Annotated in this window: 16 protein-coding genes; all 16 read right to left on the bottom strand. The window is 32.1% G+C overall.

Annotated features, from left to right (window positions below; translation table 11 throughout):
• Position 1: 1 nt before the first annotated feature.
• Entirely contained in the window at positions 2–2851 is a 2850-nt protein-coding gene (locus tag ACJJVT_RS09915; RefSeq protein WP_405398318.1) for a toxin-antitoxin system YwqK family antitoxin, read from the bottom strand.
• Positions 2841–3626, bottom strand: a complete 786-nt coding sequence (locus tag ACJJVT_RS09910; protein ID WP_405398317.1) for a DKNYY domain-containing protein — start codon at positions 3624–3626, stop codon at positions 2841–2843. The genes ACJJVT_RS09915 and ACJJVT_RS09910 overlap by 11 nt, the downstream gene beginning before the upstream one ends.
• Before the next feature lies 1 nt (position 3627).
• Complete coding sequence (locus ACJJVT_RS09905; protein WP_405398315.1) at positions 3628–4809, bottom strand: WD40/YVTN/BNR-like repeat-containing protein; 1182 nt, start codon at positions 4807–4809, stop codon at positions 3628–3630.
• A gap of 111 nt (positions 4810–4920) precedes the next feature.
• Entirely contained in the window at positions 4921–6897 is a 1977-nt protein-coding gene (locus tag ACJJVT_RS09900; protein WP_405398313.1) for a hypothetical protein, read from the bottom strand.
• A 23-nt stretch (positions 6898–6920) separates the two neighbouring features.
• A complete protein-coding gene (locus tag ACJJVT_RS09895; RefSeq protein WP_405398312.1) occupies positions 6921–7775 on the bottom strand; it encodes an NADase-type glycan-binding domain-containing protein in 855 nt (284 codons plus the stop codon).
• Between the two features lie 46 nt (positions 7776–7821).
• On the bottom strand, positions 7822–8652 hold the full coding sequence (locus ACJJVT_RS09890) for a hypothetical protein (RefSeq protein ID WP_405398311.1): 831 nt from the start codon (positions 8650–8652) through the stop codon (positions 7822–7824).
• Positions 8653–8662: 10 nt separating this feature from the next.
• Positions 8663–9790: a DUF6688 family protein gene (locus ACJJVT_RS09885; RefSeq protein ID WP_405398309.1), complete on the bottom strand. Its 1128-nt coding sequence runs from the start codon at positions 9788–9790 to the stop codon at positions 8663–8665.
• Positions 9791–9807: 17 nt separating this feature from the next.
• A complete protein-coding gene (locus ACJJVT_RS09880; protein WP_405398307.1) occupies positions 9808–10116 on the bottom strand; it encodes a hypothetical protein in 309 nt (102 codons plus the stop codon).
• 177 nt (positions 10117–10293) lie between these two features.
• Positions 10294–10848, bottom strand: a complete 555-nt coding sequence (locus ACJJVT_RS09875; protein WP_405398306.1) for a DUF6620 family protein — start codon at positions 10846–10848, stop codon at positions 10294–10296.
• Between the two features lie 12 nt (positions 10849–10860).
• The gene (locus tag ACJJVT_RS09870; RefSeq protein ID WP_405398305.1) at positions 10861–11718 is read right to left on the bottom strand and encodes a hypothetical protein; all 858 of its coding nucleotides are present in this window, start codon (positions 11716–11718) and stop codon (positions 10861–10863) included.
• Complete coding sequence (locus ACJJVT_RS09865; protein WP_324028183.1) at positions 11718–11918, bottom strand: hypothetical protein; 201 nt, start codon at positions 11916–11918, stop codon at positions 11718–11720. Before ACJJVT_RS09865 ends, ACJJVT_RS09870 begins: the two co-directional genes overlap by 1 nt.
• Before the next feature lie 174 nt (positions 11919–12092).
• Positions 12093–12824 (bottom strand): M949_RS01915 family surface polysaccharide biosynthesis protein, encoded by a 732-nt coding sequence (locus ACJJVT_RS09860; protein ID WP_405398301.1) that lies wholly within the window; start codon positions 12822–12824, stop codon positions 12093–12095.
• A gap of 394 nt (positions 12825–13218) precedes the next feature.
• Positions 13219–13752, bottom strand: a complete 534-nt coding sequence (locus tag ACJJVT_RS09855) for a hypothetical protein (RefSeq protein WP_405398299.1) — start codon at positions 13750–13752, stop codon at positions 13219–13221.
• A 41-nt stretch (positions 13753–13793) separates the two neighbouring features.
• Positions 13794–14288, bottom strand: a complete 495-nt coding sequence (locus tag ACJJVT_RS09850) for an SMI1/KNR4 family protein (protein WP_405398297.1) — start codon at positions 14286–14288, stop codon at positions 13794–13796.
• A 32-nt stretch (positions 14289–14320) separates the two neighbouring features.
• On the bottom strand, positions 14321–15010 hold the full coding sequence (locus ACJJVT_RS09845) for a hypothetical protein (RefSeq protein ID WP_405398295.1): 690 nt from the start codon (positions 15008–15010) through the stop codon (positions 14321–14323).
• A gap of 60 nt (positions 15011–15070) precedes the next feature.
• Entirely contained in the window at positions 15071–16156 is a 1086-nt protein-coding gene (locus ACJJVT_RS09840; protein WP_405398294.1) for a hypothetical protein, read from the bottom strand.
• Positions 16157–16180 lie beyond the last annotated feature (24 nt).

Here is a 16180-nt window from a genome sequence, read left to right as displayed (position 1 = left end):
GTTATTGCTTTGTTTGAATTAGTTCTATTAATTGCTCTTTAGTTATATTTTTTTGCTGTTCGACCAATTCGCCATTCTCAAACATATTATAGTTATAGCTACCATTTTGGTTTATGTTAGCGGTAATACCGTTGTACTCTCGACCCTCTTTATACATACATGTAGCAATAGGAGTTTCTTCACCATCTAAATAAAAACTTGCCGGACCATCACCGAAATAGAATAACCGTAACCAATCTTGAACATCACTCGGTTTTATATTACTCATAGGTTTAAGTGTGCTTTCAAACTTAATCAGCATATTTTCTAAGTCAAAAACGAGATTTATTTTATTTAAAGAAATACTTTCTATGGTAACGTTTGTGCCATATTCCTTAAACGAAAATGAAGCATTAGAGATACCTTTTTTTGAGAATGAAAATCTACCCATTTCATTCCCATTACCTGTAATAATTGCAGTTCCCTCACTAGGGTCGGTATTTGTATATACTACTTCGCTAGAATAGCTGGTCATGTCTCTAGAAAGACTTTCATTGGTAGTCGTATAGCCGTTATTCGTATTCTTGACTATGGCATCTGGTTTTTTGCTTAGTCCCCATGTATAAATATTAGTCTGTACTAAATTTCCTTCTTCATAATGGTGTTGTAGGGTATCGCTATGGTATACTTCAAGTAGATTGCCTTGAAATGGTTTTCCGTCTTTATAGCTTACACTATCTAAAACAACCTGCATATTAGATCCCATAGTAGTAAAGTATTCCATGCCAGATTTTTGACCATTTTCATAATGACTTACAGATTGATAGCTACTATTGGTATCTGTATCTGGTAGGTTAATATCTAGAGTAGTTAAAAAATCTCCTGAAAAAGGCATGTTATTTTTATAGGTGCCTTCGAGGCTAGTTTTATTTTTAAAAGGAAGGAAAATAGCTTTACTTTGGGTTTTTCCATTTTTATATTGGGTTACTTCTTCTATGGTATTATCTTTGAAATTAACCACAGTTTCATCTCCATTTTTCTTGCCTTTTTTGAACCTAGTAAGTGTGTACTTCTCAGGAAAATAGTTCTTGTCTATTTTTTCTAGTGTGGCAAAGCTACCTTCAAACGGAATCTCATTTTTGTATAATCCCTCAGCGATTAACTCCTCATTATAATAGAATTTTCCTTGTTGAAGTTTATTGTCTTTGTACTCGTAGATAGCTTTAAATTTTTGAGCAATATATTCCTCTTTTAATTGTGCGCCTTTGTTATAGGTGTTGCGGGTGTAATTAGTTCCGCCAGAATACTCATAAAATACGCCCGTGAAAGGTTTGTTGTTTTGGTATAATCCTTCAGCTATTAATTTACTTTCTTCAAAATATTGAATTTGTCCATGTAGCTTACCTTCTTTATAGTTTCTGCTGATACTATCAAAAGGAGCATTGTAAGCACCATAAGTGCGCATAGGGGTTTCTAACCCGTGTTTAAGTCCGTTTTTATAAGATACAATGGTGTCTTTGTAAATTGCGACGCCATCAATTGGTTTTCCATTTTGGTACGTACAGAATGTACTTGTCTTACTTTCTAAATTCTCGAATTCTATTTTTCCGTCGTAAACCTCTTGTTTATAATTACCAGATGCGATATACCCCTTGTACCTCTTATTAATTCGGAAAGGACCTTCTTTTGCACCGTCTTTAAAAGTGGTTAAGCTACCAGATATACGATCATAGTCTTGTCCGGAATACGCTTTGCCATTTTTATAAAGTAACTCATATATTTCTCCGTTTAGGTTAACGAGTTTTTTAGTTTTCTCTTTATCCTGAAACAATTGAATTTCTATTTTTTCATCTTCATTTTCAGAATTGTAAGAAGTTAGCTTTACCAATAGACCATCTACATAGTCATAAACGTCATAACCTTTACATTCTTCACCATTAAATGGTTTTTGGTCACGATATTCACATTCACATATTTTATTCTCAAAAAGCCCTGTACTCATTACCCTACCTGACACCTTGCCATTACTATACTCACGTACCGAAATTATTTTACCTTGTTCATTGAATTTAGTTAACGGACCATGAAAACCACGATCTTTATACGTGGTGATGGTACGTAAATATTCATTGTAAAATGAGCCATTATATGACATGCCCGCTTTATTGATGCCTTTAGCTTTTTCTTTCCCATCTTCGTAAAAGGAAATTTCTTCGCCTTCTTTTATGCCGTTACTAATAGCATAAGATTGCTTTTTCTGCGTGAAATTTAAATCGTAGTATGATGTTGTAAATCCGTCATTTCTTCCATCTTTATAAGTGGTTTTTTCGGTTTGGGTATTGGTGAATTCTCCACTAAATCGTTTACCGTTTTTATTGAGCCCTCTAGTGGCTATTTTGCCATTTTCAGCATAGCTGATTTCTTCGCCATTCAATATGCCATTGGCGTAGGTTTGTAAAAGACGATACACAATAAAACTACCCGAGTAAGGCTCATTGTTCTTGTAGATGCCTTTAGAACTTACCTGACCTCCTTTTTTGTAAATGGTATTCGCACCTTCTAAAACGCCATTTTTGTATTCTGATTCTATGGACTTTGTTCCGTCTTCAAAATACCAAGTAACTTTGCCATGTAAAGTCTCTTTCTCTAAATTAGACCAATAGCCCTGCATTTGCAGATTACCATTTATATAATAGTCTTTCACCTTATATAAATCGCCTTCTTTTTCTAACGGCACAAGGCGAAAAAAAGCAGCATTGCTTTTGTCTGTTGTATTCCATCGAGAATTAAAATAGAGGGTGTCTTTTTGGGCTATAAGGTTGGTTGCGCTACAAAAGAAGAGTAATAAGATAAGTTGATTTTTAATGCTCATTTGTAACTTCTGTTTTCTTGGTTAGTTTTATATGGTCTCCATTGCTACCATAGAAATTAATATGGTCTTGCGCTATGAATTTATAGTTGTACTCTTTAACCTCTTCGTAACTCAAAATTTGAAACGAATTATAGTCGGCTTCCTTAATTTTTTCCCTTTTATAGAATATTGAAGTGCCATCTTTAGAAAAGTCTTTTTCTAGAATACTAAATGAATTTATATGGGCATCTTCAATGACTTTTCCTTTATAATACAAATGGTTTTCATCTTTAGCATAATCGCTGTAATCATCACCAATAATTGAAAACGTATTTTTGTCAACCCCGTGGATAATGCTATTTAGGTCAGAAGGTTCATAATACACCTGATTATCATCAATAGCATATCTGTTGTTTAAAAACCTAAAGCTTAAACCATGACTGTTATTGATAATGTCGTTATTGTAATACACACCATATGTATCAGCCGTTACGTATCTTTTTAAAACTTTAAAAGTAGCCGGATCACGTTTAATCAGTTTTTTGGTTTCATTGAAAACATTGTTTTTATCTACGCCGTAATATTTTGTCAGCTGTCTAAAAGTTTGCGCATCTGCCCCTTCAACAACATCAATAGAAGTATGTGCTTTGGTGTAATATTCTTGACCGAGTCTGTAAACGGAATGGTATAGAACTTCATCTCCCTTTATCTCGTAATAGGTTTCGTCAGCATCTGAACAAGAGGCTGTAAATAGAATTATAATAATTATATGTATGTTTTTAAATCTAAAATGCATATTACTTATTTGATGGTTTTGTTTTATACAGATTGTCCCTATCTAAAATAAGCACTTCATCATCTATAGCCTGAATACCGAATGACTCACCAGTAAATAATACCTCTTCATTATCGGAAGTCAAGAAGGGTCTTATATTGGTTCCATCAATATTGAGTTCGTATACAAAGGTGTCTCTGTAATAATCTGAAGATATACTCGTGGTTATGAGTGCGGATTCTTTGGTAAAAATAATATCAGAAATATTTGCTTTATACCCATCTCCATCTTTTGGCATATCAATTTTACGCCAATCTAAACCACTATTATCTGTGTAGAATAAATCGCCTCCTAAACCACCAATTAAACCAATATTAGGGTTTAAGAATGCAATGGAATTGAGGTTTACAAAATCTTCACCGTCCGTCTCAAATAGTAGTTGCCAATTACTACCACCGTCAATACTTTTATAACTTCTACCTGAAAAAGTCACTACAATAATTTCTTTTTCTGAAAAGGCAACAAAGTCTGAGATTCCTTCAGTTTCTTTTTCTAAGCCCATATGTTCAATAGTTGTCCAGGTTTTGCCAGCATCTACGGTTTTAAGAATAACTGAAATGCTATTCTCTTCTCCACTTATATACCCAGAGCCTACTATAAAACCAATTTTGTCATTAACAAACCTTGTTTTGTAGTATTTGGGAGAAATACGTCCTCTTTTTTCAAATAGTTCTTCGGTATTAAATACACTCCAGTTTTTTCCAAAATCTGGAGTAGTGAAAATGTATTCACTATCACCAATTACAAATATGTTATCACCTGAAAATGCTGCAGAATAAAACGGATTACCAAATCTAGAAAATCGATTTTCTAGCCAGGTTTTACCACCATCTTTTGTAATTCTGGTTATTAAACCAGCACCGCCAACAATAATCCCAACATTCCTGTTTTTGAACGCTAAGCTATTATACATATGAAACCCTGTTTCTTCTATATGATGTAATACAGAAACATTTTGCGTGGTTGTAGCATTTAAAAAACTGGTGTTTTGTTGGGTAATGGTATCTTTTGAGATAAACTCATTATCTAGAATTAATTTTACCTTGTTAAAACCTGTAAGTGGTTTTTCTTCTTGGTTATTTTGCCCTTTGCAGGAGTGTAGAACAATGATTAATAATAGCATTAGGGACTGTAATATTTTCATATTATTTTTTATTTATAAAACAACAGTTAGCGGTATAACCTAATTTTTTCGTTTGGTTATAATTATAGAAAAAAAGAGAATTAGTATGGTGATATGAGGTTCTCATAATACTTATTCTTCTTTTTTCATCATCAATTGAACCAATGCGACTAAGGCTGCACCCATAAGACCTACAATCATAAACGGAAAGAATAAAGTATCCACGATTTTTTTTAAAACAGATTTGTTATTTTTTTTCTTTCTTTTAATAACCTTAACTCCAAGGTCATCTAAAGCATCTTCGGCTTCCTCACATATTGTTTCGTAAAATTCCCAATCATCTATATCTTGTAAATAGTCTACCGTTTTTTGAAACGCTTTGGCAGCTTTATCCTTTTGGTTTGTGGCATTATAGCAAAGACCTAAATAATAAGCTACCAAACCTACTTCTTTAGGTTCTTGTTCTTGTATTACTTCTTGATCAAGAAACCATTCCATTTCTGGTATATATTTATCATATACTTTTTCTTCTGTTACAGCATATTCATAAAATATTTTCCCTGAAAATATTACATAATGGGCAGCATCTTTAGCCCCTTGTCCTATCTTGTTATAAAGTTTTTTTGCCTTATAATAATTTGCTTCTGCATTTTCGAGGTCTTTTATACCAACATAACATTTTACTAAGCGTAAAAAGTATTTTTGTCTCTCGTTTATACTTAACTCTTTGCCATATTGCTCAAAAACTGTTTGTGTACTTTCTATTGATTTTTGATAATTTTTACCTTCAAAATAATCATAAGATGCATTTTCAATATTTTCCATAAATGGACTCATTTGAAAACCTTCTATGTGAATGCTTCCAGCTTTGTCATACAGCAGTTCTTTCTCTTTGTCATATTTAAGAGTCTCAGCATAATTACCCAATGCATTTGCATAATTATTACATAGCATGGCAAATAAATGTGGTTGGTTGTTGTGAGTGTCTCCTTTACCAAATAGCAGGTAATCTTTATATTGCTGATAACCTACTTCACCATACTGTATTGCTATTTGTGCTATTTTTTTCTTCTTTTTGGTTTTTTTGGTTTTATTGTATAGGATAGTAAAAGTGGATAATGTGTTGTACATATGTACAGAAGGACCGGAAAATTTAAAAGGAAGACTTAAAAAATCATTATTAGATTTTTTTGCCGCTTTTTTAACTCTATCTAAATCTGTATAAGCAGTATGGTTTTCGCAATTAAAAAGAAGTTTAAAAGCTTCATATGCCTTTACATAGTTTTTTGTATCAAAGTAATGTGTATTTGCAATAGCAGTTACTAATAATGCATTGTTTGGATAAATTTCTAACCACTTTTCTACTTCAGGGTAATACTTTTCGTAAAAATCTAGTTTATCCGTTATTTTAAAATGATTTTTTTCATTTCTAATAATATTAAATAGCAGCCCTAGTAATTGTGGGTTTTTATCTAGCTTTTTAGCATCATACATTTCTTTTAGTTTGATGCCGTATTGCAATCGATAACCATCTTCGCTATCAAAAGACCAAGTGTAATGTGTTAGTAGAATTTCTTCTGCAATCTTATAATTTTCTTTTTCTAAATGTTTTAAGCCCACAAAGCCATTGTTATAAAAAAATGGATATTTTTTATAAGCTTTATACCATAGGTCTAACGCAACATCTGTTTGCTTATTATTATGCTTTAAAAGGGCTAATTTATCTAGTAACTCACTTTCTTTATCATCCTTTATATAACGTTTCTTATAAAGAGTTTGTATTTCTACCAATTGCTCCTCAATAACTTCGGCAGCTTTATCTGGCATTGAAAGCGAATCATTATAGACCCAGAAAAGCCAATCATAACCAACCATTTTATCTTGCTTAAATTGGTCATTTTCTATTATAAAAGTTGCGTCCTCTATAATTTGAGATGTGTTTTCAAAAATATCAGTATTTAAACGCATACGCAGCGTTAGCATATCAATATCAAAAGGGTTTTGTTTTAATATTTCTTTTATAATTGCCAAAGCCTCAAAACCTAGTTCTTGCTGATTAGCATCTTGGTTATCTAACTTACCTAGTATGTTCTTTAATTCCTTATTCATATGCTACTAATTAATCTCATATATTAATACACATCTAATCCCGAAAAATATATTTCTGTTATAGCAGTATCATCGTATTTATCACCTTTGTAAACACTTATGATTTCAAACCTTATTGTATCTCCTGATTCTATTTCTTTATTATAAGATTTGAACTGATTGCCTTTTTCATCCCTATATTTATAATAACTCTTACCGTCTTTGGTAACACCTCTATAAGTTATTTCATAGCCTATTGTTGGTATCTCAAAAATCTGTTCTGCATACACATCTTTCAGATTTAAAATGGCAAATTCTTTATTGTTGACACATACTTTTAATTGCTTTACACGGGAGTTATTTTGCCAAGTAGTTTTGTCTTTTACATAACCGTTAGCAATCTTAATGGTTGTAATACGAGGATGTTGTGCCGGAAAATTAAATTCAACATATTCACCAATGCCATCTCCTTTTACACCTTCTACCCAAGCAGTAGCATAACTTAAGTCGCTTATACTGGTATGATTGTAGTTGTTATTTTCTTGTGGACTTAGGGCAGAAGAAACACTACAAAATGGGATTTGTTTATCTAGCTTGTGAATGTTATAACCTTCATCCGTCCAATTATCACCGCAAACAATACTCCACATGTCTTCACAAGCTTCACTGTAACCTAATTCTGCACATTTGTTTGTCAATTTATTTCTTTTGCCTTCATCATAATTGTTCCATACTTTCATATCTGTAAATAATAAACTACAAGTAGACCATAAATCTTTCTTTGTTTCAAAATCATAGTCTGATTCTATTTTAGATTCAAGAATAGGAACTTCTTGAGCGCTCAAAGAAAACTGCGAGATAGGGACTATTAAAAAGAATAGTAGTATTGTAAATTTCATTGGTATCTAGGTTTTAAAAAGGCTTTTCTGAAATAGAAATCCAATATTAGTTTTCTTCCTTTATTTTACCATTTTTCAATATATGCAGCAGTGGTTTAGCATCTTCTTTTATAAGGTCGATTTTGTGAAATTCTTTATCACGATTAATTGTCGTGTCCCTAAAAAAACCACCTGTAGCAATGTACCTGGTTATTGCTTTTTTATCAGATTCATGTAAAGGTTCTCGTATTCTTTCTTTTCCTCCGCTAATTATTTTATCTCCTTCGACTACTAATGGTTCTTTAGCTAAACGCTGTCTCATGTAATAAAAACGATTATTATCCATTAAAAATTCATTATACCCTTTTGCGACTGCACCTGAGTATAGTTCTACTGTATTGTAAGTAGGGGTTTCACGTATTTGACTAGCGGTAAGATTTACTTTGATGTTTTTTACGGTTGCAATGTTGTACTTTAGTGAAACTTCGTCAAAACTACCTGTACTTTCAGGGTTTGTAACCCATTCTTCATCAACTTTAAAAAACACTTTTTCTCTGTGATACTCTGGGCTTATATAATTAAATGAAATGGTGTCTTTTAATTGGTCATTGTGCCTTGCATATAATACATAAGGTTGCACCAATTCTTTGCTGGGCTCTAATTTTAGTTCTTTGCCACTAATACTATAAGTACCATAAACTTCTAAATCTACACTACCAAAAATGGCGTAGTAATGAAATAGATTATTGTCTAACAAATATAGTTTAGTCGGCATTTCCATTTCAGATAAATCATAGAAACCTTCTAAAGTTTTGGAGTTTTTCACTGAGTTTATTTGTGGTTGCTGTGCCACCATTACACTTAGACTTAAGAAATATATCGCTAGTATGTATTTCATTTGTATATTCTTAATTAATATTATTATAGTTCAGTTTTCTATCCATTTCGATAGCTTTTCTGTCTGCTAATGATAAATATTGTTGTGCAATTCTGTTCTCAGGATTTTGGTCAAAAATGTAGAGTGTAAATAAAAAGAACCATTCTAAAGGTTTCATTAAAACATAGACGATGTCTGCAATGAATTTATTATTGAAAAAACCATAATATTTGTGAACTACATTACCTACCTGGTTATAATTTTTTCTAATAAAACTGTGGGTTTTAGGATAGTTAACCTCCATAAGCTCTTCAAAGGCATTTGAAATTAAAAGCTGTCTGTTACACATAATTCTGTTGCCTCCTCTCTCTCCAAATCTTTTAGGACTTACTAACTCTTTATGACCATTGGCTGCCACAGAACACAAAAAATGCCCGCCACATTGTACATTATCACACATATAATCTAATTGAGAAAAACCATGTTTATACGTGTCTGTAAAAGCCCTGATAATAGAATCTGGTTTTTGACCAAAAAGCAGTAAAAAACTACATACTACTATTAGTATAGGTAAACATAATACACAGAGAATTGGGATTTTTATAAATAGATTTGAGTTAAGTATGTTCCATGCCAATTTCTCTATTTTACTTAAGCCCTCATAGTCGTAATCAGCACTGTATTCTTTTACTTTTTTTTGATTTTCAATTAACTGAAAAATAAATAATACCATAATAGGAACGTTACCTATTAGCCCAAATAGGTTGCCATCGATACCAGAACTTTCACCTACTTGAACAAAAATAAATGCGTTAAACACGATGCCGCCAAGTAAGACTGCGTTAATTAATGTTTCAATTATAGGACTTGTAATGGTTTTATTGAATCGAGATACATAATATGCGCTTATGCACAATACAATTATTAGGTATATGGTTATCCTATGATCTGGTGAGAAAACTGCGCTATCTGTACAGCAGTCATTAGGCATCATATCAAATGTTGATATAAAAATAAACGGAAGTATTACAATTGAAATAAAGGCTATAATACCATTTATAGTAGTATTGAAAATCCTCTTTCCTGTTATAAGAAATCTAATAAAATCTATTGAAAGTAAAATAGATGGTATTGCGAAAAGTATAATTATAGCAAACATTTTTTATTATCGTTGTTTTAGAATTGTTCTATGGTAACTCCTATTACTACATTCCCTCTAAAAATACCAGCATCAACAAATTCAACATTTACAGTACCTTTTATTTTATACAGATTATAGGCTTCTTCAGTAACGGAAAAAGAAGCTTCTTTACTATCTATAGAAACATGAATTAAGAAATCTCTTCCCTTATGAACGTTTGTTGTATGCATAGTTTTACCTACCCAAGAATGCTGTGGGTAAAGTCCTGGTGGTTTTAATTCCTTCCTCGTTATGGTAGAAACTGTGGTCTTCTTTTTTGCATTATCTAATTTATAGCTACTCATAACAAATTGGAATACAAATAGTAGGGTAAGCACAACGCCTATTAAGATTAATACTATTTTGATACTCTTTGTCATGTAATATTCAATTGCTTATTCTTGTTTTACAAAAACGAATAAGGCTGAATAAAATTATTCAGCCTTACTCTTACTTATAGTAAATGGTTAGTATGTATTATCTTAAAAATCAATATCATCGCTTAAATTGGCGCTCTGGCCTTGGTACATTTCATTAAAGTGTGCCTCCCACTTTTCAGTTAATCTTCCTTGTTTTTTCATTAGTTTCTGAATTTTACCAGAATTAGGATCTTCTTGCATGGCTTTTTGAATTCGACCGCCCCAATGCATGCCTAGTTGAGAAAACTCTGTAATAGAGATACCGTACTCTTCTTGAAAATCAATATCGATACCTACATCTTGAGCTATAGCAAAATGTCTTTCCATTTTAATGTGGTCGCTCCATTTTGGATATTTCGCAAGTGCTACTTCCGGACCTTCGGCACCGCCTTCAGCATTGGCAAACTTACCTTGTTTCGGATTCATGAAAACTTCACCAAAAAACTTCATGTCGTCATGGCTTAATTCTGCCATTTTACCGTTCCATTGGTTTTTAGTGTCTTCCCAAACTGGCAACTCTATACCTAGAATTTCACAAATTTTTTCTGTAGGCATACCTGCTGCCATATTCGCCGATGCACAGGCATAGTCTCTAAAAGTTACTCCGTTAATCTCCATATTTTTTTAACTTTAATTTTTATTTAAATCGCTCCTCTTTTTATTATCATAGAAATAGAGGTTCATTTTTACGCTTACATCGTGTTTAATCGTCTCTTGGTATTCTGGTAAAAAGGCTGCTCTTTCTGTAAAATAGTTTGTCCAGAATGCATTTTCTTTAATTTCCCAGTTATCATAGGCTTTTGCTAAAGGTGTTTTATCATCTCCTTTATTTAAACTGCGAAAACTTTGACAATGTTTATGGGCTGCATTTTTTTCATCCCACTCTTTCAATACTTTGTGTTTCGCTATATTATCGACTACCCAACGTATTTCTGTAATTTTATCGCTAGGTATAAACGTGTTTACCGTATTGCAATACCCACAACCCACATAATGAGATCTAAAAATGTCTTTCTTCACTTCTAGCTTACCACTGCATTGCGAGCAATGAAAATCTTCATTTAATAATTGAATAGCATGGTTGTAAAATTCTTGTGCAATTTTACCTTCTAATTCAATCTCAAAACGTTCTATTCTTCTACTAAAAGAATATGATAATTCTGAACCTTTTTGGTCTTGATCAATAATATCCCACCGTTCAACATAATCTAACATTTGGGGTTGCACTTTATCATCGAACGTTTGCTCTATTTTATCGCCTAAACCCTCTAGCTGAGATTTAATTCCGCTCCATGCAGTCATGTTTGCAGACATGTCATAATTATTTGCTTCTAAATTGTCTAATATGGCTTCTTCGGCATGAACCAAAGACTCTGTAAAACGCGCCTCCATTTTTGCTAAAAATGAATCCCACTTTTCAACCAATGCAAGATATTCAGGCTGGTTTTTTCTTTCTTCTTTACTGTCTTTTTTAGAGAATCCAAACATTATATATCGGTTTTAATCTCGTTGTCAATATCCATAAACTTAAAATCACAATAGTCGCAAGTAGTTAGATTGGTGTCTTTGGGTCTAGCTGCGCCACAGTTTTCGCATTTACGAGAACTGGTTTCAGAAGTCGCATTCGTTCCCCAATCTTTTTGGGTTTCGTTAGCATTTTTTACAATCTTTTTAAAAGGATTTGACATATCTGTATAAATATATCGTAATGTAATGCCCAAGATTGTACCGAGTTGACAAACGTGGTAGTTTAGTTTGTATTCGATACTTTTGATTGCTATAAGTGGAGCAATAGAAGTGTGTTACCGGTATTTATGCCGGCATTGAATTCGTTTGTTATATGTGATTTTAATACTTACGGTCTAGTAGTATTTTCCTTCTTCACATTTATTTCTATTCCAATGTTGTTTAAGAAAAACATTAAAACTTGGCTCTTGTTCTAAATTTGAACTTGCTTCATATTCGCCGCCATAGGCATTTTTATTACCACACATAAGCATAGTTTCACCTCTAAAGGCATATTTTGTATTTTCTTCGAACATGATTATTTTCATGATACCAGGATCCATGCCTCCACGGCACATAGCTACGTAAGGCATAGCTATTTCAGTAATGCCGTCATTGTCCAAATCGGTTATAGTGGTTGCTTTTGGTGCAAAGCCTATAAACCAATCTACCCCAAAACATTCTATATAATCATATACTCGCCATTGCCTCTTGTACTCTTGTTGAGTATTGCTTTTTACAAATAAATAAGCGTACAATTCAGCTTTGTCTTGAAGCATGTAATCTGTACTATCTTTTTCATAGTCCATCCAAGTAAAATTGCCCGTTACCGTTTGTATTAGTATATTTTCACCATTGGCATCTTTCCATTTTAGCGCTTCAACAACGGTGCCTTTAAAATCTAATGATTTCGGAATTTCATTATAGTTTAGGCTATCTATTTTTATTTCTTTGCTTGAGTTCTCCCTATCCCAAATGCCCAACCAAATATCTGGTTCTAATGTTCTAAATTTTTCTTTATTTTCTTCACTTTGTGCAAAAGAGAAACTAGTTGCTATGAGTATTAATAAGGTTATTATATTTTTCATTTTTGGTACTTGTAGGTGAATTTGTTTTGTTGGTTGATTAGGTAATAGAATGGTTGGTTTTTTAAAATGTATTGCGAGTTTCTTTTAATTTTAAATCAAATAGAATATCTGCTATACTTAAAACTTTAATTTTTCTTCTAACAGGTTTTCTTGTTTGTTCATTTTCAATATTCGTTATTAGAAAATTCCAAGGGGAGTAGCCACAAAAATTAATACTGAAATATTCTTGTATTTCTTCTTTTATTTCAAGGTTATCTACAACTTCAATTTCGGTATTAAATTCATTGAAAAAATCTGCGGAATACTCGCTAATTTGAACCCAATTTTTTAAATCTCCGAAATTCGTAATAAGAACATCTGCCTTTTCAAATTCTTCTTTATTGGGTTTGCTTAATTATTTGATATTGGTGGACATAAGTACATTACTCCCCATTTTCTTTTTGTCAATTTTATGTTCTCCGATGACTATTGCTCCGCTATAATTGCCATTTGAGAGTTTGTATATTAAACAATCTCCGGTTTTGAAAATTGGTGGTTCGTAAATGATTACTTTTTTTACCTTTTTTAAAGGTTTGCTTCTTGGTGTTTCTATCTTCTTCAGAAACTTTTTTAATACCAGCTTTCTTTGCTTGATATCTTTTTCGCTTCCTTCAAGTTTTCTCCAGTTATCAAGATCAACTTCTAAATCAATAAACTCTTTTATTTGATTTAGCATTTTTTCATCAAGCGAGCAATTTTCCCATAAGGCAAGACCAAGTGCGAAAATGAAATCAGTTTTAGAATTTCCTTTAGAATAATCTAAGAACTCAATATTTATTTTCTTAATAATATCCTGTATTGAGATTCCATTCTCTAAGTGCTCAATAAACTTATTATAAACCTCTGCAGAAGTATCATTATCTAAAATTCCTGTGCCAAAAGTCCCCATTTAAATTTGTTTGTTAGTTTCTAATCTTTTAACTGCGATGCTTACAACTCTTTTGGTTGTAGGTTACTTATAAAACTTTGGAAACTGTCGGCTAAAATGGTAATAACAGGGCTGTCGCCATATTCAAGTTCAATATGTACAATTTTTGGTTCTCCATTTTGGTTCAGTTGTGTTTTATCAAAACATACCCACCAATGACCATCGTTATCTAATGCAACGTATCTAGTCTTATCTAGACCCCATTCTTCTAAAAGGTCTGTGTTTTCTTCAAGATTGTAATCTCTAGATTCATTTCTAATTCCACATAGCCCTCTTATGGTCAAGATATCATCTGAAAAAGGTACTTTAATCTTTAATAATTCTATGGGGTAATTAGAATAGTCTAAATAACCACCATTTTGAAACTGTAATAAGTTGATATATGATTCTGGAAATTTAATACTGTACTTTTTTTCAACATCTAGAACAGAAGTATTGTCAAGAGGTTTAATTTCTTGTCTTAGTTTTTTTAACGAGGTAAAGAAGCCGTCTTTCATTAATAGAGTTTAAAAAGTTTAGTATTTTTATTTTAAGAGTGAATTTCTAATTCGTTTAGAAATGCCTTTTTCATAGTAATATCTGTCATATTACCATATGCAGTATTCTTGTCTTCTTGAATTTTTTTGTAAAAACTTATTGCTCTTCCTCTTAATTTTTGAGTATTCAAATAATTATTAAAAGCTACTTCTGCGGTTTTTATGTCACCATAGTATACAAGAAAGTCTATGGGTAAATTTTGATTTTTTGTATCAAAATGGTCATTTAATTGTAATCCATTTTGAGCAATTTCATTTACGAGATTTTCAAGATATTCAAATTTCTCAAAAACAGGAAAAGCATAGGTTTTAATCGTTTCTGATAATTTAGGGATACTGTTTTCTTGATTATTTATTGCGATATTCCACTCATTATGTTTTCCTTTAAGCGGAGTTATACTTTCTAAACTCGTGCGAAAAATAATTGCACTTACATCTTCAGAATTATACTTTTCTTTTCTCCACTTTTTCAATTGTTTTGATTCGACAGAAATATATGGATTTACAGCTACAGAACCACTCCAGTTTTTTGTGGTTGATGAAAAGGTAATAACGAAATCAAATAATTTATTATCAGAAGACTTTTTTAATACCTGACCTTTTTTAATTGCTTTAAATCCGCACTCGATAAAATTTTCATAAATTTTATGACAACCAATATTGAAAATTTCTTTTGTATTCATTCCGTATACTATTTTATTCAGAAGTCTAACGTTAATGATTAAGTGAAGTAATAAAACTGTCTATTCCATTCTATTTAACTCTGTAGCTCCTGCTATAGCGTCGATCGATTCGAAAACTTCATCTTGGTCTTGAGTATCTGTCCATCCCATTTTTGATAATTCTGTGCGAACTTGATGCTCTGTTTTTTCTTTTACGAAATGATAATAGGCGAAATCAACAACCTCTGGTGGTATTCTTTCCAGTTGATAGGCCGTTAAGCCAGAAACAAGTCTTAAGACACCAACGTAATAGGTAATTACTAATTGAACGATCCAACTTATTATCAAACCGATCCAACCTGTATTTGCATTTTTTATCGTTAAACCAGCATCAAACCTCGCTTGTAAAAACTCCCAAAAGCTAAATGGTTCAAAGTTGTTTTCGTTCAATATAATTTGATACTGAAAGTATTGATTAGATAAATAAGTAACCATTATCATGGCTATAAGTAGATAATGTAAAGGGTCATAAGATGTGTAATTACTTATCTTAATTAGTTTAGAAAGCACGTACCCTAATATTATTGCAACGACAACTTCAAAAACCCCAAGAATGTATATTCCTTTTACAGAAAGAAATGCTACAATAGCACCTACTATAAGCGCTGTAATTAAACCGCCAACAACGGGAATCCAAATTTGAGGTTCTTTTCTGCTTTTAGGCTTTGGTAAATTTTCTGGTATAACGTAATCATCCCAATTGTTTGCTTTTTCAATTTCCTTTTCAAGTTCGGCTAATGTTTCATGGTCAAACTCTTTTTCGGTTTGTTGAAATGCATGAATGAATAATTTAACCCTTTTTGAGTTTCGACCATTGTCCCAAATTTCGTTGCCGAGAGAGATACTTTTTACAGTTAATTTGCCATTTTCAAAAGAGACATTAATTTTTTCGGTCCAACGGTTCCAATCTCCTTTTCTTTTTGCTTCGGCATTTCTTTCATCATGGTAAACAATATCCCAACCCAACTTTTCAAAAGTTTTATTCACAATAGGTATAATCACTGTTTTATTCAAATCAGTTTTTATTTCCTCTTCAAATTTGGGAGTCCAATGAATGCTATGCTTTTTCTTAATTGACGCTTCGTATTGTTTAAAATCTTCGTTCATTTAATAAGCTGTATTGCGAGTTGT

The organism is Maribacter sp. Asnod2-G09, from assembly GCF_045063795.1.
In the GTDB taxonomy this organism is placed as follows: domain Bacteria; phylum Bacteroidota; class Bacteroidia; order Flavobacteriales; family Flavobacteriaceae; genus Maribacter.
This window is presented reverse-complemented; position numbering and strand designations above follow the sequence as displayed.